This window comes from Campylobacter cuniculorum DSM 23162 = LMG 24588 (assembly GCF_002104335.1).
In the GTDB taxonomy this organism is placed as follows: domain Bacteria; phylum Campylobacterota; class Campylobacteria; order Campylobacterales; family Campylobacteraceae; genus Campylobacter_D; species Campylobacter_D cuniculorum.
Genome location: NZ_CP020867.1, coordinates 450,692 through 472,966, shown reverse-complemented (window position 1 = coordinate 472,966; position 22,275 = coordinate 450,692). Strand labels below are relative to the sequence as shown.

The following is a 22,275-nucleotide window of genomic DNA, read 5'->3' as shown; positions in this document are numbered from 1 at the left end:
GAGAAAATAACAATGCAAGGATTAATTTCACAAGTATTAGGTCCCGTAGTTGATGTAGATTTTAACGACTATTTGCCTAAGATTAATGAAGCTATAATGGTAAATTTTGAAAGAGAAGGACAAAAACATAGACTTGTTTTAGAAGTTGCTGCACATTTAGGAGATAATCGCGTAAGAACTATTGCTATGGATATGACAGATGGTTTGGTTAGAGGACTTGAAGTCCAAGCTTTAGGAAGTCCTATCAATGTTCCGGTAGGGGAAAAAGTTTTAGGCAGAATTTTTAATGTAACGGGCGATTTAATCGACGAAGGTGAAGAAGTCAATTTTGATAAAAGATGGTCTATTCATAGAGATCCTCCAAGTTTTGAAGAACAAAGCACCAAGAGCGAAATTTTTGAAACGGGTATTAAGGTTGTTGATTTATTAGCTCCTTATGCAAAGGGTGGAAAAGTAGGACTTTTTGGTGGTGCAGGTGTTGGGAAAACCGTTGTTATTATGGAGCTTATCCATAATGTCGCTTTTAAACATAGTGGCTATTCTGTATTTGCAGGAGTTGGAGAGAGAACACGTGAGGGAAATGATCTCTATAATGAAATGAAAGAAAGCAATGTTTTGGATAAAGTTGCTCTCTGTTATGGACAAATGAATGAGCCACCGGGGGCTAGAAATCGCATTGCTTTAACGGGGCTTACTATGGCCGAATATTTTAGAGATGAAATGGGTCTTGATGTGCTTATGTTTATTGACAATATTTTTAGATTTTCTCAATCAGGCTCTGAAATGTCAGCTCTCTTAGGAAGAATTCCTTCAGCTGTAGGCTATCAACCGACTTTAGCAAGTGAAATGGGACGATTCCAAGAACGAATCACCTCAACCAAAAAAGGTTCTATCACTTCAGTTCAAGCTGTTTATGTCCCAGCCGATGACCTTACAGACCCAGCTCCAGCAACCGTTTTTGCCCACTTAGATGCAACAACGGTTTTAAATCGTGCTATCGCAGAAAAAGGAATTTATCCTGCTGTAGATCCTCTTGATTCGACTTCAAGAATGCTTGATCCTAATATCATTGGCGAAGAGCATTATAAAGTTGCAAGAGGGGTTCAATCTGTGCTTCAAAAATACAAAGATTTGCAAGATATTATTGCTATCTTAGGTATGGACGAGTTGAGCGAAGAGGATAAACTCACCGTTGAAAGAGCGAGAAAAATAGAAAGATTTTTATCGCAACCATTTTTCGTTGCTGAAGTTTTCACAGGAAGTCCGGGTAAATACATCACTCTTGAAGAAACCATAGCAGGATTTAAAGGAATTTTAGAGGGTAAATATGATGATTTACCAGAAAATGCTTTTTATATGGTTGGAAATATTGATGAGGCGATTGCAAAAGCGGATAAGATTAAAGGTTCAAAATGAATGGTTTAATTGATTTTGAAATTGTTACGCCCATTGGAGTCATCTACAAAGGAGAAGTGCAATCAGTTACCCTACCCGGTAGCGAGGGCGAATTTGGAGTGTTGAAAGGACATGCTGCCTTGATTGCTTCTTTAAAATCTGGCGTAATTACCATAGAAAAAGCAGATTTAAAACACGAATTAATTGCTATTGATGGAGGACATGCGAAAGTAGATGAAAATAAAATCGTCGTTTTAGCCAAAGGAGCAATTTGGATATCAGGAAGTAGTGAAAGTGAAATAGAAAAAAATCTCTCTCAAGCCAAAGAATTAATCAAATCTATGAGTTCAGATAATGTCGCTTTAGCTGCAACTCTTTCAAAACTTGACGATATAAAGGCAAGCGGATGAATTTTGAGGCTATTTTTCATTTTTTTAATGATTCAAGCCCCATTACTTATATTGTTTTAATCTGGCTTTCTTTATATTTTATCCTTTCTTTTTCCATACTTTTTGCAAGAATGAGTTATTTAGCAATTTGGAAAAGTAAAGAAAAACAAAGCTTAGAAAGATTGCTTTTAGGAGAAAAAGACATCAGTCAAAGCGATTCTATACTTAGAAAATGCACGGATTATAGTCTTTCTCGTTTAGAAATTTATAAAAATCTTGCGAATAGAAAATCTTCTGTTGGTCTGACTTGGTTGAGTATCATTGCTTCAACTTCGCCTTTTATAGGTCTTTTTGGGACGGTTATTTCTATACTTGAAACCTTTGGAGGGCTAGGGTCTCAAACTTCTTTAGGTATCATTGCACCTAAAATCAGCGAAGCTTTGATTGCAACAGGTTGTGGAATTTTAGTTGCCATTCCTGCCTATACTTTTCATCTTATCATCAAAAGAAGAGCCTATGAACTTATCAGTATTATCGATAGTGAAATTAAAGTTTTAAGCTCCAATAAGGAATCAAATGCTTGATGAAAAACCCGAACTTAATATCACACCTTTAGTGGATATTATGCTCGTTTTACTCGCAATTTTAATGGTTACAGCACCAAGTATCACCTATGAAGAAAAAATCAATCTTCCTCAAGGCTCTCAAAAAACTTCAAGTAGCCCAACCCTTAAAAGTCTTATTGTAAGTATTAATGCGAATAAAGAAATTTTTATCAATCAAGATAAATTTGATTTCTTAAGTTTTGCAGATAATCTTGCTCAAAGAAAATCTCAATTCAATCTTGACGACCCTGTTTTTATAAGAGCAGATAAAAATTTAAAATATGACGATGTAATTTTTGTGTTAAGAAATATTAAAAATTTAGGCTTTAACAAGGTCGCTTTACAAACTGAATAAAATGAAATACGGAATCACCAATACTCAATCTTTCTTACTTGCTTTGCTGAGTTATTTCATTGTTGTAGCTTTTGTATTTTTTAGAATTGTAATCTTTGAATCACCAAGCATTAAATACACAGATTTAAAAGATAGTTTTATAGATATTGAGTTTGCCGAACCATCAAAACAAATTTTAAACGAACAAAAAATTGTAGAAAAAACTCCCTCTCCTTTGCAAAACGATACAGAAAAAATCGCTAAAGAAACAACAAATAAAGCTGTTAAAACTGAAAATGTCAATCAAAAAGCAACAGATTTTAATGCTTTGTTTGGAAATGTTAAAGAGATTCAAGATGAAAAAACGACAAAAGTGCAATCTTCTGCACAATCAACACCAAAAACTTCGGCACCAAAAACTGCTGCGAGTGAGCTTGTAAAACAACTTAATGACAATCTTATCGCTGAAAAATCAAACAATGAAGGCAGCAGTACACAAAGCCAACGCACAGGAATTTATGATGAATTCTTAGGGAGGGTAACAAGGATTATTGAACAAAGATGGAGACTTTATCACCCTTATCAAGGAAATTTAAGAGTTGTGGTTAAAATTTTTATCGATAGTAACGGAAAATTTGGTTATACTTCTGTGGAGAAAAGTCATAATGCAGCTTTTGATGAGAAAGTTTTAGACTTTTTACAAAATCAAAATGGTAAATTTATCGCAAATCCACCTAAGGCAGAGCTTGTAAATATTACAATGAATTTAGGTGATGAAGTTGTGGTTGCACAATAAATTTTTAGGAGAACAGATGAAAAAATTTTTTTTATTGTTTTTTATTTTTTTAGCTTTTGCTTGGGCTGAAGATCCTGTGATTGATGTTATCAATAAAGGAGTGGTTTTACCAAAAATTATCGTTAAGGATACTTCGAATTTAAACGATGCAAATTTAAAACGTAGTTTTTATAATATCTTGGTTAATGATTTGAAGGTAAGCTCTAATTTTGAGGTTGTAAGTGAAGGAAGTGAAAATTTCAATTATACCTTTGAATATGACTTAGCTAGAAACGGAAATACCTTGAGTTTAAACGTCAGAATTAAAGCAGGTGGTGAGCAAAAATCAAGTCAAAATTATACCCTTAATAATATAGAACAATATCCTTTTTTAGCTCACAAAAGCGTAAAAGAATCTGTAAATTTTCTCGCACTTGCACCGGTTGAATGGATGGATCATAAAATCCTAATTGCAAGAACAAATGGTCCAAAACAAAGTCAAATCATTATGGCAGATTATACACTAACTTACCAAAAAGTTATTATTAGTGGGGGGCTTAATCTATTTCCTAAATGGGCTAACGAGGAGCAAAGTGCCTTTTACTACACTGCATATGATCACGAAATGCCAACACTTTATCGCTATGATTTAAAAACAAATCAAGCAAGCAAAATTCTTTCGAGTGGAGGTATGGTTGTGGCAAGTGATGTGAATAAAAATGGGGATAAAATCCTTATCACTATGGCACCGCAAGACCAACCTGATGTATATTTGTATGATTTAAATTCTAAAAATTTAACAAAAATGACAAATTATTCTGGTATAGATGTTAATGCTAATTTTATCGGCGAAGACGAATCAAAGGTGGTTTTTGTATCAGATCGCTTAGGTTATCCTAATATTTTTATGCAAAATATAGGAAATACAAATGCCGAGCAAGTTGTTTTTCATGGCAAAAATAATTCAGCTGTTTCAACCTATAAAGATTTTTTAGTCTATTCAAGCCGTGAAAGCAATCAAGCAGGTGTTTTCAATATTTATTTAATGTCCATTAAGAGCGATGATATAAGACAGCTTAGTGCAAATGGTAAAAATTTATTTCCACGTTTTTCAAGCGATGGCGGAAGTATAGTATTTATCAAATATTTGGGAGCACAAAGTGCTTTAGGAGTTATTCGTGTCAATGCGAATAAAACCTTTTATTTTCCGCTTAAAGTTGGAAAAATTCAATCCATAGATTGGTAAAAAATTTATAATTTTATGTTGATTTTTATAAAAAATTTAGCTATAATCTGTAAAATTTTTAAATTAATTTCTTTTCAGAAAGGTATTCAATGAGAAAAATTCTTTTTACTTCGATTGCAGCATTTGCGGTAATCATTAGTGGTTGTAGCACAAAAAGCACAAGTGTAAGTGGTGATAGTAGTGTTGATCAACGAAGAGGTGGAACCGGAGGTAGTGATATTTTTGGTGCCGATGGACAAATCAATGGGGTAGAAAAAGTATATTTTGATTTTGATAAATTCAATATAAGATCAGATATGCAGTATGTCATTAAAAATAATGCAGCTTTCTTCAATAATGAAGCTAGTGGCATAAGTTTTGTAGTCGAAGGAAACTGCGATGAGTGGGGAACTGATGAATACAATCAAGCTTTGGGTTTAAAGAGAGCTAGAGCTGTAAAAGAAGCTTTATCTGTGCAAGGTGTTAATGCAGATAGAATCTCTGTAAAAAGTTATGGAGAAACAAATCCTGTGTGTACAGAAAAAACTAAAGCTTGTGATGCACAAAATCGTCGTGCTGAATTCAGACTAGCAAGATAATTAATGAAAAAAACTATTTTAGTAGCTCTACTCGGAGCTACTTTTCTTTATGCAGAAAATTCTGCTTTTGATGCTGGAAATTTAGCGAATGATTCTTCTTACGGCTTAACCCGAAATGAGAAGCTGTTTAAAGAAAAAATAGACAAATTAAGCAATGACTATATACAAATTAATGCGAAAATTAATGAAATAAATGAGAGAGTAGAGGGATTGCAAAGCACTCTTGAAGGTATCAATTCTCAATATTCTAAATCTAATTCTAGACTTTCACAACTTGAACAAGAAAATATAGATAATAATTTAAGCAAAGAAATTCAAAGCCTTAAAGCTTATGTTGAAGAAAGTAGGAAAATTCAAGAAACAAATCACAATCAAATCAAGAAAGTTCTAACAGAACTTAGTTCTTTAGTGGATTCTATTAATGCAAATTATGTTTCAAAAGAAGAATTACAAGATAATAACCATTCTAAAAAAACAAACTCGGCTGTAAAAAATGATTTAAATAAAGATGAAAATTTGACTGAAGAAAGCACTGAACAGAAAATAAATACTGAAGAAAAAATCGATGAAACTTGGAAAAAGAAAAAAAATAATGAAATTTTAGCTTTAGGAATAGAAAATTTAAACAAAAATGCCTTCACACAAGCTGAAGAACAATTCAATCATTTAATAAAAAATCAATACAAACCTGCAAGGGCTCATTTCTATCTAGGAGAGATAGAATATAAACAAAAAAATTATAATAACGCCATTTCTTTTTATAAGAAAAGCTCTGCGATTAGCACAAAAGGAGATTATTTTCCAAAACTTTTGTATCATACAGCCATTTCTTTAGACAAAATCGGTGATACAAAAAGTGCAAATGGTTTTTATAAAGCTTTGAAAACAAATTATCCGAATTCACCTGAAGCGAAAGCTTCACCAAATCGTAAATAATAAAAATAATAAAGGAGAAAAAATGCTAATTCAAAAAAATGATGTTGTATCAATGTTTTATGAACTCAAAGATGCTAATACCAATGAAGTTTTAGAGTCAAATCTTTACACACAGCCTATTTCTTTCATCGTTGGAAAGGGGCAAATTTTAGAGAGCTTAGAAGAAGAGATTATGAAACTTGAGAGTCCGAGTAATGCTGATGTTTTAATCAAAAAAGAAAAGGGCTTAGGAGAATATGATGCAAGTGCCATTCAAACTTTACCTAAAGAACAATTTGCAGGAATTGAATTAAAAATAGGAATGGAGCTTTTTGGTGAAGGAGAAAATGGTGAAACTGTACGTGTAAGCGTTAAAGAAATCGGAGAAAATGATGTAACGATTGATTATAATCATCCTTATGCAGGGAGAGACTTACTCTTTTCTTTGAATATCATAGACAGCAGACTTGCAAGTGAAGATGAAATTTTAACAGGTATTATTGCAGGAAGCCATAGTTGTGGTTGTAGCGGTCATGCCCATGATCATGAAAATAGCGGTGGTGGTTGTTGTAGCGGAGGCGGAGGCTGCGGTTGCCATTGATGTATGCTTTTATCTTTCCGGGACAAGGTTCTCAAAATGTCGGAATGGGTAAAGAAATTTACGAAAACTCGCCTAGAGCAAAAGAGCTTTTAGAAGAGGCGAGTGATTTTTGTAAAATCGATTTTAAGCATTTGCTTTTTAGTCAAAATGAAGATTTAAACAAGAGTGAATTCACTCAACCTGCCATTGTTTTAAATTCTTTAATGTGCTATTGTGCTCTACTTGAAAAAAAACCGGATTTAAAACCTAAATTTGCTCTAGGGCATTCTTTAGGCGAGTTTTCAGCCCTTGCAATCAGCAAAGCTTTAAATTTTTTAGAAACCATCAAATTAGTGCATAAAAGAGGAAAATTTATGCAAGAGGATTGTCGTGGGATTGAGGTTGCAATGATGGTTATTTTAGGTTTAAAAGACGAAGTTGTAGAAGAACTTTGCATACAAGCTAGAAACAATCAAAAAAAAATTTATGCAGCAAATTATAATTGTGATGGGCAGATTGTCGTTGCTGGATTAAAATCTGATTTGCTCGGCTTAGAAAATGATTTTAAAGACAAGGGAGCAAAAAGAACTATGCTTTTAAATATGAATGTTATAAGCCATTGTCCGCTTTTAGAAAATGCTTCTTTAAAGCTTAGTGCAGAGCTTGAAAAGATTTTAAATCCTACTTTTGCACCTGTTATTTCTAATGTGAATGCAAAAATTTATCACAATAAAAATGAAGCCATGTCCTTACTTAGAGAGCAGCTTATCAAACCTGTTCTTTATAAACAAAGCATTAAAAATATAGAAAATGAAATCGAAGGTTTTATCGAATTTGGAGCAAGTGTTTTAAAGGGATTGAATAAAAAAATCACCTCTAAAAATACTTGGAGTTTGACAAATTTAAAAGAGCTTGATTCTTTTTTAAAGGAAAACGAATGAAAATTGCAATACTTGGTGCAATGCCTGAAGAAATCACTCCTTTACTTGAAACACTCAAAGATTATAAAAGCGTAGAATACGCTCATAATACCTATTATTTTGCAAATTACAAAAAACACGAATTGATTTTAGCTTATTCAAAAATCGGTAAAGTCAATTCCACTCTTAGTGCAAGTATATTGATAGAAAAATTTAAGGCTCAAACTTTGCTTTTTACCGGTGTTGCAGGAGCCTTCAATAAAGATTTAGAAATAGGCGATTTGCTCTATGCAAGCAAACTCGTGCAATATGACTTAGATATTACTGCTTTTGGACATCCTTTAGGTTATGTTCCGGGAAATGAAATTTTTGTTAAAACCGATGAAAAACTCAATGCTTTAGCCTTAGAAACGGCTAAAGATTTAGGCATAAAGATTAAAGAGGGAATCATAGCAACCGGAGATGAATTCATCTGTAACGAAGCTAAAAAAGAAAAAATACGAGAAATTTTTAAAGCTGATGCTTGTGAAATGGAAGGTGCAAGTGTGGCTTTGGTCTGTGATGCTTTGAAAATTCCTTGTTTCATTTTAAGGGCTATGAGTGATAAAGCGGGAGAGAAAGCCGAATTCGATTTTGATGAATTTGTTGCAAAATCTGCTAAAATTTCAGCTGATTTTATCCTTAAAATGTGTGAAAAACTATGATAAATCTTAGTAAAAAGCTCATTCGTCAAGTTGCACAAGCCAATGCTAAATTTGGACTCATTCAAGAAAACGACAGAGTGCTCTTAGGTTTGAGCGGGGGTAAAGATTCTTTGGCTTTAGCTCATCTTTTACAAAGGATGAAACAACACGCTCCTTTTGATTTTGAATTTGAGGCTGTAACACTTAGTTATGGTATGGGTGAAGATTATTCCAAACTTCATGCACATTGTAAGACACATGGAATTAATCATAAAATCCTTGATTCAAACATCTATGAACTTTCAGGCGAGACCATACGAGAAAATTCAAGTTTTTGCAGTTATTTTTCAAGAATGCGACGCGGTGCTCTTTACACTTATGCACTCAAAGAAGGTTTCAATAAACTTGCCATTGCCCATCATTTAGATGATGCTGCGGAAAGTTTTTTTATGAATTTCATTCATAATGGTTCTTTACGCACTCTAGCACCTATTTATAGGAGTAAAAGAGGGGTGGTTGTGATCAGACCTTTAATTTTTGTACGTGAGAGACAATTAAAAGACAATGCTTTAATCAATGAACTTGAAGTCATAGGTAATGAATTTTGTCCGGGCATGAAATTGAGTGAAAAAAATGTGAAATTTCCACACGCTAGAGAAGAAGCCAAACAAATTCTCGCCTCTCTTGAAAAAGACAATCCAAAGCTTTTTACAAGCCTAAAAACAGCCTTTTCAAATTTGCATCAAGAAAGCTTTTGGCTGCAAAAAATGGGCTGAAATTTAAAACAACGATGAAAAAAGCTTTTGTAATCATAGATTATCAAAATGATTTTATTAGCGGAAGTTTAGGCTTTCAAAAAGCTCTTTTGATTGAAGAAAATATACGCGATTTACTCAAAACCTTAAATTTCAAAACAACGGATTTGCTTATAACCTTTGACACACATTCTAAAGAATATTTGCAAAGCAAAGAAGGTAAAATGTTGCCCATAAAACATTGTATTAAAGATACTTGGGGTTGGCAAATGCCGGATGCATTTAAGGAATTTATACCTCGAGCTAGAAAAATTTTTTATAAAAACAGCTTTGGAAGCTTAGAATTTGCAAATTTCATAGCCGAAAATTCTTATGAGGAAATTCACTTTTGTGGACTTGTTTCTCATATTTGTGTCTTCCACAATATCCTTTTAGCCTTCAATGCAAATCTTAATGCCAAATTGATTTTGCATCAAAAAGCTACCGCGAGTTTTGATGAAAATTTGCAAAATGCTGCTTTTGAATTGCTTAAAGCCTTTGGTGTAGAAATTTGGTAAATTGATGCAAGGTTTTATTTTACACACTCAAAGGGTGAAAGACGAGGATTTGATTGTTTATATTTTGAGTAAAAATAAGGTTTTAAAAACCTATCGTTTTTATGGTTTGAGACATTCAAGCATTTTAAATGGTTATAAAATAGACTTTGCAACAGAAGACAATCCAAGTTTTTTACCGCGTTTAAAAGATGTTTTGCATATGGGCTTTTTATGGATAACACAGAGGGAAAAAATGTTTTTGTGGCAAGAATTTATCCGCCTTTTATACGCTCATTTAAAAGACATTGATGAGCTTGATAATTTTTATTTCGAGCTTTTAGATGAATGTGCTAAAAAATTTTTAAAACAAAATCCAAAACGTGTGATTATCGACGCTTACATACAAATTTTAGAATTTGAAGGAAGACTTCATAAGGATTTTATTTGTTTTTCTTGTGATGAAAAAATTGATAGAGAAGTTACGCTTTTAAGGGCTTTCTTACCTGCTCACAATGTTTGTGCTTTAGGATATGCTTTTCAAAAAGACAAATTAAAAATATTTTACGAAAATAAAAACTCAAGCATCTTCGAAGATGAAGAGATAGAGAAACTTTACCATTTGATTAAAGAGGGTTTGTGATGATACTTTGCGAGGAACCTTGCGAATTTTTAGACAAAATTGCACAAAATTTAAGTCCTAAGGATATAGAGCTTGTTTTTATCAATGACGAAGAAATGAAAAAGCTTAACAAAACACAAAGGGGGATAGATAAAAGCACAGATGTGCTTTCTTTTCCGCTTGAAAATATTGATGAACATTTACCGCTAGGTTGCATTGCTATCAATCTTGATTTAGCAAAAGAAAAATCAAAAGAATTAGGACATAGTCTTAATGACGAACTTTCCTTGCTTTTCATCCACGCTATGCTTCATTTGCTTGGATTTGATCATGAAACAGATAATGGCGAGATGAGACAAACAGAAAAAGAATGGATTGAATTTTTTAAACTTCCACAAAGCCTTATCATGCGAAGTGAAACTCAAATTGATTAAGAGCATTTTAAAAATTTAATTTTTTTAAATTCAAAGTAAGATTTTTATTTGAGGTGTAGTTTAGTTTTGCAAAGTGAATTATTGAGCTGAAGGTGAAATCAATGAGCCTGTTTGCGTTATCGATTATTTTGGAAAAGTTCGTTTTGAAATTTCACAAAAAATTAACACTAATTTTAGAATTTTAATAATCTTGTTTTTTGTTATAATAATTATAATTTTAAAAGGGTTAAATTATTATGTTGAAATGGTTGTATGATAATTGGATGAAGGCAACGCCGTTTTTAGCTTTATATGGTTTTATCTTCATTTTTTTGTATGTAAAAGATTATAGCTATCCTCTTTATCTTATATGGTTACAAATCGTTGTGTATTGGTTTCACGAATTTGAAGAATATATTCTACCCGGCGGATTTTTAGAATACTTTAACCATAATATGATGAAATCTGATAGCGGAGATTATCCCTTAACAAAAGCAGGGTCTTTTTGGATAAATATTCCTCTTGTATATCTTTTAATGCCGTTATCTGCAATACTTGCTCACTATTTTGGTATAAAGTGGGGTTTGTGGTGTGCTTATTTTTCTTATTTGAATGCATTTACTCACGTGGTAATGTTTTTAAAATTTAACAGAAAATATAACCCGGGCTTGTTGTAAGTGTATTATTTAATATACCGATAGGAATTTATACCATTTGGTATTTCTTATCAAACAATTTAGTATCAACAAAAATCAATATTATCAGCATAGTTATAGGTGTTTTAGCTCAAGCTTCTATGATGATATACGGCTTTTGTTATTTAGTTCCTAAAATGAAAAAAGAGTTGCAATAAATTTATAAAAAAAGTTAAAATTACGATTTTAAAAACTACATTTCAGAAAGAATTGGCTCATAAATACGGGGTTGAAGGCTTATCCATCTGCCCTTTTCACAAAGAAGGATAAACTTATTTAGCGAACTATGCAAAGCTGATGGTTTTTGCGATGAAGCTTAAAAAGCAATTTATCAATATGTATTTGCACTTTCTCATAGGGCAGATAAAACAACTTTTTTTAATGAATGGATAAAAACTCCATATGTTGCAATTTGCTCTTGTAATGACGGACTTCGCCCCGTTTTAAAGCCACTGATATTGAAAGCAAGATAAATTAACTCTAAATTCTCAAATAACAACAAATTTTATATTATCTTTTAACAAGTTGTTTTTTGAGATTTTTATAAACATCACTATATTTATAACCTATCATTGTTGTTAAAGTTTTTTGCATTACTATAAAACAAGCAAACATTACTAATGCACCTATTAAATAATCAAAACCCGATAAAATATTATTTTCAATCAAATATGCAAATAATATGATTGTAACTATGGCTTGAATTTCCGCTGTAACCATTCCGGGAGAATAGAATTTAGGACATTTAAAAAGTTTTATGAAAAAAATATGAACAAGACCTTCAAAAAGTCCTAAAAAGGCAAGTGGTAAAATGGTTATCGGATAATTGTGAAAAATAAAAGGTGTTATTGTAAATGTTAAGAGCAAAATGCTTGTTGGAATTCTGCTTGCTCTTTCTTGCTCAATATTAATATCAACTCCAAGCATATTTGCAATTAATTTTGTAAGGCTTCCGGGATATTTCATTTCTTCCCATTCGTGTAAAACAAATAAGAAAATATACACTAAAACAAATTTTTGAATAAGGGATAAATCACCGATAATTCCTGCTACAACAAGAATGAACATTGAAATTATCGTATAAATTTCTAAAGCGTAATATTTAATAAATTTTACCATGACACCCCATTTTATGATAGACAAATTATAAAGAAAAATGTTGAGCGAAGATTAAAATTGAGTCTTTAAAAAAATCCGTTTTAAAAATTTGCAAAAAATGAGTTTTGTTTTTAAAAGCTTTGCGTATTTTATCTGTGTTAAAAACTTTGCTTTTTTGCTTACTTTAAAGATTTCATTTGCTTAATTTTTAAAAATCTCTACTTTTTTGGGTCTTAATCTCACTTTTATTTTAAATTATAAATAATTTTATAAGCCTTGTATAAATCCTCTTTTAAAACAAAAGGATAATACAAAATAAAACCTTGCACGGCATCGTCTGGGTCATTTAAATAATTTTTAGCAATGATTTCAAAGGCTTTTTTATCACTTGTTTGCTCTGTAATATTTTCAAAAGGACTTTTAAAATTTGCTTGGGCTGTATTGATGCATAAAAGCCCTTTTTTATCTTTATAAATTAAATTAATATGATTTGTTTGCGTCCCTAAAATTTGACAAAAAAAGACTAAATTTAAAAATTCTTGCTTTGATAAAAAAGCTCTTAATTGACTGATATTTTCAAAATATTCAAAATCAAAATCCATTTTAAAAAGCTTTTTAAAAAAATCGCAATCAATTAATGCTCTTGCCTCAATAAAATCTTTTTTATCTTTAAAAAATGCGTTTTTTAAATTCTGCATTTTATATTGATATTTTTGAATTAAAAAAATATTTTTTTCTTTAAAATCCTCATTTAAATAAGAAAATTCTTTTAAATGAATAAAAAAGCCTTCCTGCTTAAAATCCTTTTCTAACATTTGCTTATAAAGCTCTAAAGCCTGAATAAAACAAGGTCCTAAGCTTAAAAAATCATTTTTATAATCAAAGCGATTTGTTTTGTGATTGATAAAAATTGCCATTTTTTTAAATTTTTCATTGAATTTAAAATTTTCAAGTCTTAAAAGCGTTTTTTTAAATCTTTTTTTATAATCAAGCTGAATAGAAAACATTAAAATCAAAAAAATCAAAGCAAAATAAAGATTAATCAAACAAAGACAAATTAAAATCACACCTTGTAAAACTGCCTTTTGATAAACACTTTCATCTCTTAAATCTTTCATAAAAATAATCATAGTAAAAACTCACTTAAAGGTTGTTTTTATTTCGCTTTTTATCTTAAAAATTTTGATTAGTGATTGCGAATTTAAATTGAAAAGCTTTATTTTAATTCACGAAAAATTCACTGATTTTAGTCTTATCTTCAAAAGCTACACTTTGATAATCTTTATCTTTAAAACCGAGTTTATAGCTCTTACCTTGCTCGTTTTTTGTATAAGTAAGAGCGATTTTTAAAGCAAGGTCTAAATCTTCTTTTTCAATCTTGCTATCCACCAAAGAATACGCTCCTATCAAATCAAAAAGTTTGATTTCTTCATACTTATCGGTTTTAAGCTGACGCAAAAATTCATTTTCAAGTTCATTGCGTCCTATAATCATCTTAGCACCTTTTGGAAGTCTTAAATGTCTGCCGTACTTAAGAAGTTGAGCGTCATTAACCTCCATATTTTCATCAAATTTTATGAAATCCCTTATCTTTTTTGCAAAGCTCTCAAGAGTGAGCAAACAGCCTCCACCCGGACTTTCAAAATCCTCTAAGCCAAATTCAGCGGCAAGTTCAAGCTGTCTTTTACGACTACGTCCGCTAATACCCTCAAGCTTGTCTCTATCCACCCAGCCTTCAATTTCAGGTTTTGTTGGAGGTAAATTTTTAGCACACATAGGACGCAAGATTAAATTTTCTTCATCTAAAGCAAGTTTTTTAACCTTTGCCATAGCATCATTTCTTTGGCTCATAGGACGTTGTCCTAAAACTTCACCTGTGATGATAAAACTCGCTTTTTCACTCTCAAGCATGGAAAGTGCGGTTTTAAACATAAAAGCATGGCAATCAATGCAAGGATTGAAGTGCTTTCCATAGCCGTATTGAGGATTAAAAAGTACTTTTTGTAAATAGGCATTGCGGACATCAATCATCTCAAAACTTGCTCCCACCATAGCTGCACGTTTTTTCATTAAGGCACTTTTATCGACACTCCCGCCAAAACCTATGTTAATATGCAGAGCTTTAACTTCTATACCTTGAGAACTTATAAGTTTCATTGCGAGCATACTATCAAGCCCACCACTAAAAAGAGCAAGTGCTTTCATTATCCTAACCTTGTATAAAATTTTATGCAATTGTAGCAAAATTTTATTGAGACTCATCTGCATTTGCCTCATAATAAATAATTTTAATGGACTGGGCTTTATAATAATGTATTTTTTAATTTTTCAAATATCGTAGGATTGAGAATTTAAATGGCTCCGGATGTAGGATTCGAACCTACGACCAAGCGGTTAACAGCCGCCTACTCTACCGCTGAGCTAATCCGGAAAAATAAAATAAAGTGTGATTATATTAAAATTATAGTCCTTTGTCAAGCCTTTTTTAATAATTTTTATCCACTTTATAAAATTTTACTCCTGCTAATTTAAGAATTTTAATACATCCTTGAGCTAAAAGCTCGTTGAAATTTTTAAGAGTCTCATCATCAAATTTCAACTCAATATCCATCTGACTTTGAGGACGCAAATGAAGCATTTTTAAAAGCTCTTCTTTGCTCAATCTTATTTTTTTTTCACTGAAATTCCTTTGGGCTATTAAAACAGGCACACTTTTTATAAAAGTGGCAAGTTCATTGAGTTTTTGCTCACTCACAGCCTTAACGGGATAAGATGGAGGTCTATCAATAGTGCTTAAATCCACTCTTAAGGGAGAAATCTTTTCCAAAGCCTCATCTAAGGCTTTAAATTCCTTTTCATTGTCATTTAATCCCGCAACAACTAAAATTTCCATAACAAGCTCACCCTTAAAAATTCTACTAAATTCTGCCATTTTTTCTATCATTAAATTTAAATCAATACTCTTTAAAGCCCTATCAATTCTATAAAAAGTCTTAGAAATTACACTATCAAGGCTGAATTTTACAATATCAAGTTCAAGCAAAGCTTCAAATTTATCCCTATGCAAAACTGCTGTGCCGTTGCTTAGTATGAGAATTTTTTTATTGTTGAGCAGTTTTTTTAAAGAAGTGATTAATTCTTTTAAATGTGGATAAAGTGAAGGTTCTCCATTTGCCGTAAGGGTCAGCACATCAAATTCAAGCCCCTTGTTTAAATTCACATTTATCTCATGTAAAATCTCTTCAACACTCACAACAGAATTTTGTGCTTGTATGCTTTTAGCAGGACTTAACTCACAATAAACGCAATCAAAATTACATTGTTTTAAAGCAGGACTTAAATCCACACCCAAAGAAAGCCCAAAACGTCTCGAGCTTACGGGACCAAAAACGATTTTCATTTTTGTGAAAGCCTTTGGACTAAATTGATGAAATATTTTGCATTTTCAACAGGAATATCGGGTAAGATTCCGTGTCCGAGATTGAAAATATGAGACCTTGCTTTCATAATCTTTAAAATCTCCTCCACACCTTGTTTGATAGCATTTTTATCATAGAGTCTGCAAGGCTCCATATTGCCTTGTAAAGTAAATTGAGGGCTTAATTTATCCTTAGCTAATTGCAAGGGGGTGCTCCAATCCACACCAAAAACATCAAAATTTCCTTCAATTTCATCTAAATACCCACTAATACCCTTAGGAAAGATAATCACAGGGATATGCGGATATTTAGCCTTTATAAAATCTGAAATTTCAAGCATATATTGAAAAGAAAATTTAAAAAAAGCTTCTTTTTCTAAAGCATTTGCCCAGCTGTCAAAAATCTGCACCGCATTTGCTCCAGCCTTAATCTGCTCTTCTAAATAAAATTTTAAAACCTCGCTTAATTTTCTTAAAAGGGCGTGTAAAAATTCAGGATTTTGATAGAGCATTTTTTTAGCTTGAGCATAATTTTTTGAACCCCTGCCCTCTATCATATAAGTTGCAATCGTCCAAGGACTGCCGCAAAATCCTATCAAAGCTTTATCCTTAGCAAGTTTGTCGCGAGTGAGCTTTAAGGCATCATAAACATAAGAAAGTTTTTTCACAGCCTTTTGAATTTCAAGTTTTTCTAAATCTTCTTTTGTGCAAATAGGATTTGCAAAAACAGGACCTTCGCCTTTTTCAAACTTCAAATCCATGCCCATTTCAAGCGGAACAACTAAAATATCTGAAAAAATAATCGCTGCATCCACAGCTAAAATTTCCACAGGTTGCAAACTCACTTCACTCGCTTTTTTATAATCCTTGCAAAGTGAAAGAAAATCACCTGCAAGTTCACGTACTTGCATATATTCTTTAAGGTATCGTCCTGCTTGACGCATCATCCAAACCGGAGTGTAAGGTGTGGATTTTTTAAAACATGCATCGATAAATATCATTATTTTCCTTTATTTTAAACTCTAAAATTTCATTCAAATCAATCAAAAATTTATGAAATAAATTTTCATTTATCTGCAAAATAAAACTTAATTTTTTATATTTTTGATTAAGATAATAGCATATTTTATTAGTTTTATCAATGCATTTTTATCATAAAAACTCAAAAAAACAAAATTTATTTATAAATAAATAATATAAAAAAATATAGCAAAATGAAGATAAGGCAAAAAGAGCTTAATAATTTAGATGTTTTAACGCAGGGCTTAAGGCAAAGCGAGATTAAAGATATAGAAATCAGTGTATTAAATACACTTTATAAGGACAATGAAAAGCAATTTAAAAATGGCTTGAATGTTTTTGATTCTCAAGGCTTTTTAAACGCGTTAGAAAATCTTAATAACTATCAATTTAAAAGCCAAGAAGCAAAAGACTTTATCAAATACACAAAGGACTTTAACAAGCTTTTTTATAATGATGTGAAAATCGCAAGTTCAATCTTTGAACCAAAGGCAACGAGCAGCTCAAGCACAATGGCAACAAGCATTCAAGGTTCTGCACAGGTAAAAATCACTAATTTTTTAATGGACAGCATTTTAAGAAACTTATCTTTGCCTTTCTTTTTACGCGGGGGGACAATGGATCAAAGCATCAGCAAAAGGGCGTTAAAATTTCAAATCGAAAGGGCATTAAATCATGCCGATGGTTTGAGTGATTTTAAGAAAATTTTGCAGAGCAAAACAAAAACAGGGGATTTTTCAAACGGAACAAGAAAAGCTTTAGAGCAATTCACTCAAGCTTTAGAAAAAAGCGAAGATGAGTTTTATGAGCATCTTAAACTTATAGCTAAAGAAGAAGAATCCCAAGCCAAGAATGCAGAACAAAAACAGATAAATAAGACAGAGGCTAACGCACCAGAAGCCACACAAGCAAAGAATGCAGAACAAACAAGCAAAGAAAAAGAGCCTTTAACAGAAGCTCAATCGCTAAGCAGAGCTAACAACCTAACGCAGAACGCTAAGGATGATTTAACCAAACAAGGCTTAAAAGACTCTAAAAATGAGCTTGATAATATCGATTTAAACGAACTTTTAAATGCTATCAAACCCGAAAAGATGCCCAAAGCAATAAGCATTGATGAGTTTTTATCTTCTTTAGAAGCTTTTAATAATAAAAATAATTTCTTAGAGCATTTGCTTTCAAAGCCAGACAATGAGCAACGTCTTGCTTTGCTTAATCTCATTGAACCGACTTTTAAGAATCCGGACATACTCATTAAAAAAACAGAAAATGGAATCATAAAAGAAAAAAGACTTAAAAAATTCAGCGATGGCAAAGACTTTTTTTATCTCTTAGTTACGAAAGAAAACGATAATTTACTTTTAACAGGATTTAAAACAAATAAACTTAATACGATAAAAAAAGAGTTAAGTGACTATGATACTATAGAGTATAATGCCGACATTATCCAAACTTTCATTCGGCCGGGTAGCAAACAAGACTTAAATCAAGGTTTGGGCTACCAAAACAACGCTATCATATCAAATAAAGACTTAAAAAATGCTAAAAACACAAGCGAGAAGTCTTTAAACGCTAAGACTCAAGAGGGGCTTAAACAAGACGTGCAAGAAAGCCCACAAGAAACGCAAAATGAAATGTTATATCTCAACACAGACTCACCAAAAGGCATTAAGGCTTTAAGAGAGGATTTAAAAGCTCATTTACAACCGCTTTTAAATAAAGAGATTATAAACAAAGAAACCAATATGCATGGAGTGATAACGCAACGCGAGATGAATAAAATATCTAGCAATAAAGCAGTGGAAAAAAGCTTAAAAAATGGATTTAGCACAGACGAGCATTTTAAAGCGAGTGCAGAAATTAAAAATTTATTTGAAAATGCAACACTCACAGAGACACACGCGGACAACAAGCACAGAATGAACATTTTAGCTGTGCATAGATTTAAAAGCGATTTAAAGATAAATGATAAAGAAGCAACTGCCAAAATAACGCTTTTTGAAAAGAAGCAAGGCAAAAATAAAATTTACACGTTAGAATTAGAAAGCCTTGAAAAACCCACCCCCTTAAGCATTAAAGCGGATAATGCAGAGATGGCAGTTAAAACTCAATCGGTAGATGCCCCGCTTAAAACCCCTACTAGTATTGTTAAAACTGATAGTGCAAATCTAACACAAAAGCCCTTAAAAGACTCTAAAGAGCCTTTAGAAAATGAACCTTTCGGTGTGAATTTTAGTGCCTTTTATCATAAAGGCAAAGAAGCCATTAATCATTTGTTAAAAGAAAAACAAGGGCAGGTTAAAGGAGCATTTTATAGGGAGGATTTGGGCGATATTAGCTTAGTTTGGGGAGAAGCAGGAACAGGAAAAAGCGATGGTTTTGGTTTAGCCAAGATTGCAAAATATCATCCCGAAGTTTTGGAGAATTTAGATCATATCATTAAAAAAGGTTTCTTTTATCATGATGAAAAAGGCAGACCAAACATTAAGCTTAATGATGAAATTATAGGCTTAAGGGATAATTGGAAAGGTAAAAAAATACCTTATTGGATTATAAGCAGTTATAAAAAGATTGATGATGAGACTCATAAGGCGATCGACTCTATGAGTAGCATAAAGCCAAGTAAAGAGAACTCTTCTTTTACAACTCATCACGAGGACACTTTAACAAATAAAGGCTTAAAGGATGATGAAACTTTCAACACAAAGCCGGAAACTAAAGAACTTTTAGAAAGCCCAGCAAAAACAAGCCCTAATATCTATCAATCAAACGCACACATCGGCAGCGGATTAGCAGGAGGAAGTATAGCAGGAGTAGAACGCGATGAAGAGGGCAATATGAGTTTTAATCCGCAAAAATTTCTTTTAGGATTTTTAGGCGGAGGTTTAGGAAGTTTAACCCTCTCAAAGGGCTTTAAAGTCTTAAAAGACAATCCGCAATTTAAAGAAGCGCTTAAAAAAGAACTAGCCGACACTCTAGCAAAAGGTTACGATCAAGCCGTGCAAAAATATCCCTTTTTAGAAACGTTCAATCTCAAAAACCACATCATACAAACCGAAAAAGGCAGATTAGCCCAAGCAAACCACCTTTTAAATGAACTTGAAAAAAGGGAAGCAAAGGGCATTTATAATGTAACTTACAATGGAAAAAACGCCACACTTATACAGCAGGACTTAGAAAATATAGACAGCGCTATAAGATATGCAAAGGGAGATAAGAACAAGGGAGGAAAGCATATTGAGATTAAACACTTAACAGATTCAACAAAACAAGGCTATGTTACAGATAAAGAATTAATGAGTTTAGGTAAGGATATAAGGGAGTTTTTAAAAGAACATGAGCCTTATAATGAACCAAACGGCTCACGCGTTTATGAGTGGAAAAAAGACGATGTAAGATTTAGAGTTGTAATCAATAACATCAAGAGGGAGGGCGACTCTAACCCGCCGCAATTACCGAAACCTCTTGACTATGAAATTATAACATTTTACTCTGATAGGAATCTTAATGAAAAAATGAAGTTTAAAAATCCACTTTTAAGAGCAGAGGAAAAATTTAATTTCAATGCACAAAAAGCTAAGGATTTGATGCAATGGCATAAAGATTCAAGCCCTTTAACAAAAGACAACGAGGGACTACCGATAATCTTTTATCACGGAAGCAAAAGCGAAAATGTAGAGATTTTTAAAGATTTTGAAAATGGTTATGGCAGTTTCTTTTCAATCTCTAAAGATGAGGCTGATTTATACAGAAAAAATGGCAACGTAGGAATAAAAGGGCTAAAAAAATGTTTTTTAAAGATTAAAAAGCCTTTTTTAATGGATGAAGTCAAAATTCAAAGCGAACAAGATTATTATAAAATAGCGAAGGATTTTAAAATTATAAAGGACGATGAGGGTAATAAAATAGGCACAGAGCATTATAAAAGTTTTCAAGAGTTAAAAGATTATTTTAACACCATTAAAACAGACCTTGAAAACCACGACTTGACATTAAGCGAACTAGACATAAAAGGCAGTGAAATAGTTATTATCGACAAAGAGGGCAAAGCTTATAAGGACAATTTTAATGATTTAAAAAGCAAAAAACTTAAAGAGATTTTAGGAAGATCTTATATAAAATGTCCCATAAAACCCGTAGATTTTTATCAAAATTTACAATACAATTATATAAGAAACGAGTTAGATTGTGCGATTTATTCATTTAAAAATACAGATATACAAGAATACTCACAAAGAAGCTATACACACATATCAAGCCCATTTAAAAGCATTTTACAAAGCAAGGGCTATGATGGCATAAAGTTTAATGATGTGCAATTTAGTGTTTTTGATTCAAACCAAATCAAAGAAATCACAAACAAAGGAAGCATAGAAACCGCAGAGGGAGAATTCAAAACAGCAACCCCAAAAGACACAACCAAAGAGGGCTTTAAATATTTTAGAGAGCAAAGCCCTAATATCTATCAATCAAACGCACACATCGGCAGCGGATTAGCAGGAGGAAGTTTAGCAGGATTAGAACACGATGAAGAGGGCAATGTGAGTTTTAATCCACAAAAATTTCTTTTAGGATTTTTAGGCGGAGGTTTAGGAAGTTTAGCAGTATTAAAGGGTTTTAAATATGCAAGAGAACTTAAGACTCAAGCAAAGATAAATAATAAAGATTTATATAATATTTTTGAAAATATAGACAAAAGCACACAAGCCGGGAGCAAAATGTTTATTTTAGGCAAAGAGAATTTAAGCCCGGAAGTTTTAACTTATATCATTATAAAAAATAAAAAAATTGCTATCAATAAACTTAATGAAGAAATAGCAAAAGAGCTTAATTTTAAATATCCAAAAGACGTTCGAAGGACAATTGATTTTCAAGATTTAAAACATATTTTAAGACGTCATGGAGAAAATAGCATTTTAGTCAAGAAAACAGGACAAAAGCCGATAAGTTTAAATGAAATTATCCATTATCAAGATTTAGCAGATAGTGCAGAAATCAAAAAACTATCAAAAAGCAGAAGCAATCAGGACGTGCTTATAAGTATCAAAGCACAGGATGAAAATAATTATATTGTCATAGAGCAGATTAAAAGAAAACATAATGAACTTGCATTAAAAACTATGTATCATTACAGCGGAGAGCTTACGAAAGAGGCTATTGAACGCTTAACATCTCAAAAATAAAGATGCGTGATTACGACTATGTTATGAGCACGGCCATCACTTAGATAAGTTTCTATCAATAGCCAAGTATAATTATAATAATTTTCTATAAATTAAAACTTAACAGATAAAATTTGCG

At 32.0% G+C, this 22,275-nt stretch carries 23 protein-coding genes and 1 tRNA gene; 18 read left to right on the top strand and 6 right to left on the bottom strand.

Annotated features, from left to right (window positions below; genetic code table 11):
• Window positions 1–12 precede the first annotated feature (12 nt).
• From atpD to CCUN_RS09990, 17 genes are all read left to right on the top strand, one after another.
• Window positions 13–1,416: a F0F1 ATP synthase subunit beta gene (gene atpD, locus CCUN_RS02440; RefSeq protein ID WP_027305969.1), complete on the top strand. Its 1,404-nt coding sequence runs from the start codon at window positions 13–15 to the stop codon at window positions 1,414–1,416.
• Entirely contained in the window at window positions 1,413–1,805 is a 393-nt protein-coding gene (gene atpC / locus CCUN_RS02435; RefSeq protein ID WP_027305968.1) for an ATP synthase F1 subunit epsilon, read from the top strand. The genes atpD and atpC overlap by 4 nt, the downstream gene beginning before the upstream one ends.
• Window positions 1,802–2,368 carry a MotA/TolQ/ExbB proton channel family protein gene (locus CCUN_RS02430; RefSeq protein WP_027305967.1) on the top strand — a complete coding sequence of 189 codons (567 nt, stop codon included), beginning with the start codon at window positions 1,802–1,804 and terminating at the stop codon, window positions 2,366–2,368. The genes atpC and CCUN_RS02430 overlap by 4 nt, the downstream gene beginning before the upstream one ends.
• A complete protein-coding gene (locus tag CCUN_RS02425; RefSeq protein WP_027305966.1) occupies window positions 2,361–2,744 on the top strand; it encodes an ExbD/TolR family protein in 384 nt (127 codons plus the stop codon). Before CCUN_RS02430 ends, CCUN_RS02425 begins: the two co-directional genes overlap by 8 nt.
• A gap of 1 nt (window position 2,745) precedes the next feature.
• Window positions 2,746–3,519, top strand: coding sequence for a TonB C-terminal domain-containing protein (locus tag CCUN_RS02420; protein ID WP_027305965.1), 774 nt, complete (start codon window positions 2,746–2,748; stop codon window positions 3,517–3,519).
• Between the two features lie 16 nt (window positions 3,520–3,535).
• Window positions 3,536–4,744 (top strand): Tol-Pal system protein TolB, encoded by a 1,209-nt coding sequence (gene tolB / locus CCUN_RS02415; RefSeq protein WP_027305964.1) that lies wholly within the window; start codon window positions 3,536–3,538, stop codon window positions 4,742–4,744.
• An 89-nt stretch (window positions 4,745–4,833) separates the two neighbouring features.
• Window positions 4,834–5,322: an OmpA family protein gene (locus tag CCUN_RS02410; protein ID WP_027305963.1), complete on the top strand. Its 489-nt coding sequence runs from the start codon at window positions 4,834–4,836 to the stop codon at window positions 5,320–5,322.
• Window positions 5,323–5,325: 3 nt separating this feature from the next.
• The gene (locus tag CCUN_RS02405) at window positions 5,326–6,258 is read left to right on the top strand and encodes a tetratricopeptide repeat protein (RefSeq protein ID WP_027305962.1); all 933 of its coding nucleotides are present in this window, start codon (window positions 5,326–5,328) and stop codon (window positions 6,256–6,258) included.
• A gap of 22 nt (window positions 6,259–6,280) precedes the next feature.
• The gene (locus CCUN_RS02400) at window positions 6,281–6,838 is read left to right on the top strand and encodes an FKBP-type peptidyl-prolyl cis-trans isomerase (protein ID WP_027305961.1); all 558 of its coding nucleotides are present in this window, start codon (window positions 6,281–6,283) and stop codon (window positions 6,836–6,838) included.
• Complete coding sequence (gene fabD / locus CCUN_RS02395) at window positions 6,835–7,758, top strand: ACP S-malonyltransferase (RefSeq protein WP_088245180.1); 924 nt, start codon at window positions 6,835–6,837, stop codon at window positions 7,756–7,758. The genes CCUN_RS02400 and fabD overlap by 4 nt, the downstream gene beginning before the upstream one ends.
• Window positions 7,755–8,441, top strand: coding sequence for a 5'-methylthioadenosine/adenosylhomocysteine nucleosidase (locus CCUN_RS02390; protein ID WP_027305959.1), 687 nt, complete (start codon window positions 7,755–7,757; stop codon window positions 8,439–8,441). Before fabD ends, CCUN_RS02390 begins: the two co-directional genes overlap by 4 nt.
• Complete coding sequence (locus tag CCUN_RS02385; RefSeq protein WP_027305958.1) at window positions 8,438–9,196, top strand: PP-loop family protein; 759 nt, start codon at window positions 8,438–8,440, stop codon at window positions 9,194–9,196. The genes CCUN_RS02390 and CCUN_RS02385 overlap by 4 nt, the downstream gene beginning before the upstream one ends.
• 14 nt (window positions 9,197–9,210) lie before the next feature.
• Window positions 9,211–9,732: a cysteine hydrolase family protein gene (locus CCUN_RS02380; RefSeq protein WP_027305957.1), complete on the top strand. Its 522-nt coding sequence runs from the start codon at window positions 9,211–9,213 to the stop codon at window positions 9,730–9,732.
• Window positions 9,733–9,736: 4 nt separating this feature from the next.
• Complete coding sequence (recO, locus tag CCUN_RS02375; RefSeq protein WP_027305956.1) at window positions 9,737–10,351, top strand: recombination protein RecO; 615 nt, start codon at window positions 9,737–9,739, stop codon at window positions 10,349–10,351.
• Window positions 10,351–10,764 carry an rRNA maturation RNase YbeY gene (gene ybeY, locus CCUN_RS02370; protein WP_027305955.1) on the top strand — a complete coding sequence of 138 codons (414 nt, stop codon included), beginning with the start codon at window positions 10,351–10,353 and terminating at the stop codon, window positions 10,762–10,764. The genes recO and ybeY overlap by 1 nt, the downstream gene beginning before the upstream one ends.
• Before the next feature lie 236 nt (window positions 10,765–11,000).
• Window positions 11,001–11,420 (top strand): HXXEE domain-containing protein, encoded by a 420-nt coding sequence (locus tag CCUN_RS02365; RefSeq protein ID WP_027305954.1) that lies wholly within the window; start codon window positions 11,001–11,003, stop codon window positions 11,418–11,420.
• Window positions 11,421–11,764: 344 nt separating this feature from the next.
• Complete coding sequence (locus CCUN_RS09990) at window positions 11,765–11,911, top strand: hypothetical protein (RefSeq protein WP_232087702.1); 147 nt, start codon at window positions 11,765–11,767, stop codon at window positions 11,909–11,911.
• A 37-nt stretch (window positions 11,912–11,948) separates the two neighbouring features.
• Here the strand turns inward: CCUN_RS09990 and CCUN_RS02355 are convergent, their stop codons facing one another.
• The 6 genes from CCUN_RS02355 to hemE all read right to left on the bottom strand — a co-directional run bounded on the left by CCUN_RS02355 (window position 11,949) and on the right by hemE (window position 16,955).
• Window positions 11,949–12,557, bottom strand: coding sequence for an HXXEE domain-containing protein (locus CCUN_RS02355; RefSeq protein WP_085296629.1), 609 nt, complete (start codon window positions 12,555–12,557; stop codon window positions 11,949–11,951).
• Window positions 12,558–12,781: 224 nt separating this feature from the next.
• Entirely contained in the window at window positions 12,782–13,654 is an 873-nt protein-coding gene (locus CCUN_RS02350) for a hypothetical protein (RefSeq protein WP_125921760.1), read from the bottom strand.
• Between the two features lie 103 nt (window positions 13,655–13,757).
• Window positions 13,758–14,741 carry an MnmA/TRMU family protein gene (locus CCUN_RS02345; RefSeq protein ID WP_027306072.1) on the bottom strand — a complete coding sequence of 328 codons (984 nt, stop codon included), beginning with the start codon at window positions 14,739–14,741 and terminating at the stop codon, window positions 13,758–13,760.
• A 151-nt stretch (window positions 14,742–14,892) separates the two neighbouring features.
• Window positions 14,893–14,967, bottom strand: a tRNA-Asn gene (locus tag CCUN_RS02340).
• A gap of 54 nt (window positions 14,968–15,021) precedes the next feature.
• Window positions 15,022–15,936: a radical SAM protein gene (locus tag CCUN_RS02335; RefSeq protein WP_027306071.1), complete on the bottom strand. Its 915-nt coding sequence runs from the start codon at window positions 15,934–15,936 to the stop codon at window positions 15,022–15,024.
• On the bottom strand, window positions 15,933–16,955 hold the full coding sequence (gene hemE / locus CCUN_RS02330; protein WP_027306070.1) for a uroporphyrinogen decarboxylase: 1,023 nt from the start codon (window positions 16,953–16,955) through the stop codon (window positions 15,933–15,935). The genes CCUN_RS02335 and hemE overlap by 4 nt, the downstream gene beginning before the upstream one ends.
• A 213-nt stretch (window positions 16,956–17,168) precedes the next feature.
• Here hemE and CCUN_RS09715 point away from each other — a divergent pair, with 213 nt between their 5' ends.
• Window positions 17,169–22,157 (top strand): LPD3 domain-containing protein, encoded by a 4,989-nt coding sequence (locus CCUN_RS09715; RefSeq protein WP_164502907.1) that lies wholly within the window; start codon window positions 17,169–17,171, stop codon window positions 22,155–22,157.
• Window positions 22,158–22,275 lie beyond the last annotated feature (118 nt).

Bases quoted from the DNA above. Each gene is read 5' to 3' on its own strand.
- atpD (WP_027305969.1), top strand. From the start codon at position 13: ATGCAAGGATTAATTTCACAAGTATTAGGTCCCGTAGTTGATGTAGAT.
- atpC (WP_027305968.1), top strand. From the start codon at position 1,413: ATGAATGGTTTAATTGATTTTGAAATTGTTACGCCCATTGGAGTCATC.
- CCUN_RS02430 (WP_027305967.1), top strand. From the start codon at position 1,802: ATGAATTTTGAGGCTATTTTTCATTTTTTTAATGATTCAAGCCCCATT.
- CCUN_RS02425 (WP_027305966.1), top strand. From the start codon at position 2,361: ATGCTTGATGAAAAACCCGAACTTAATATCACACCTTTAGTGGATATT.
- CCUN_RS02420 (WP_027305965.1), top strand. From the start codon at position 2,746: ATGAAATACGGAATCACCAATACTCAATCTTTCTTACTTGCTTTGCTG.
- tolB (WP_027305964.1), top strand. From the start codon at position 3,536: ATGAAAAAATTTTTTTTATTGTTTTTTATTTTTTTAGCTTTTGCTTGG.
- CCUN_RS02410 (WP_027305963.1), top strand. From the start codon at position 4,834: ATGAGAAAAATTCTTTTTACTTCGATTGCAGCATTTGCGGTAATCATT.
- CCUN_RS02405 (WP_027305962.1), top strand. From the start codon at position 5,326: ATGAAAAAAACTATTTTAGTAGCTCTACTCGGAGCTACTTTTCTTTAT.
- CCUN_RS02400 (WP_027305961.1), top strand. From the start codon at position 6,281: ATGCTAATTCAAAAAAATGATGTTGTATCAATGTTTTATGAACTCAAA.
- CCUN_RS02390 (WP_027305959.1), top strand. From the start codon at position 7,755: ATGAAAATTGCAATACTTGGTGCAATGCCTGAAGAAATCACTCCTTTA.
- CCUN_RS02385 (WP_027305958.1), top strand. From the start codon at position 8,438: ATGATAAATCTTAGTAAAAAGCTCATTCGTCAAGTTGCACAAGCCAAT.
- CCUN_RS02380 (WP_027305957.1), top strand. From the start codon at position 9,211: ATGAAAAAAGCTTTTGTAATCATAGATTATCAAAATGATTTTATTAGC.
- recO (WP_027305956.1), top strand. From the start codon at position 9,737: ATGCAAGGTTTTATTTTACACACTCAAAGGGTGAAAGACGAGGATTTG.
- ybeY (WP_027305955.1), top strand. From the start codon at position 10,351: ATGATACTTTGCGAGGAACCTTGCGAATTTTTAGACAAAATTGCACAA.
- CCUN_RS02365 (WP_027305954.1), top strand. From the start codon at position 11,001: ATGTTGAAATGGTTGTATGATAATTGGATGAAGGCAACGCCGTTTTTA.
- CCUN_RS02355 (WP_085296629.1), bottom strand. From the start codon at position 12,557: ATGGTAAAATTTATTAAATATTACGCTTTAGAAATTTATACGATAATT.
- CCUN_RS02350 (WP_125921760.1), bottom strand. From the start codon at position 13,654: ATGAAAGATTTAAGAGATGAAAGTGTTTATCAAAAGGCAGTTTTACAA.
- CCUN_RS02345 (WP_027306072.1), bottom strand. From the start codon at position 14,741: ATGAAAGCACTTGCTCTTTTTAGTGGTGGGCTTGATAGTATGCTCGCA.
- CCUN_RS02335 (WP_027306071.1), bottom strand. From the start codon at position 15,936: ATGAAAATCGTTTTTGGTCCCGTAAGCTCGAGACGTTTTGGGCTTTCT.
- hemE (WP_027306070.1), bottom strand. From the start codon at position 16,955: ATGATATTTATCGATGCATGTTTTAAAAAATCCACACCTTACACTCCG.
- CCUN_RS09715 (WP_164502907.1), top strand. From the start codon at position 17,169: ATGAAGATAAGGCAAAAAGAGCTTAATAATTTAGATGTTTTAACGCAG.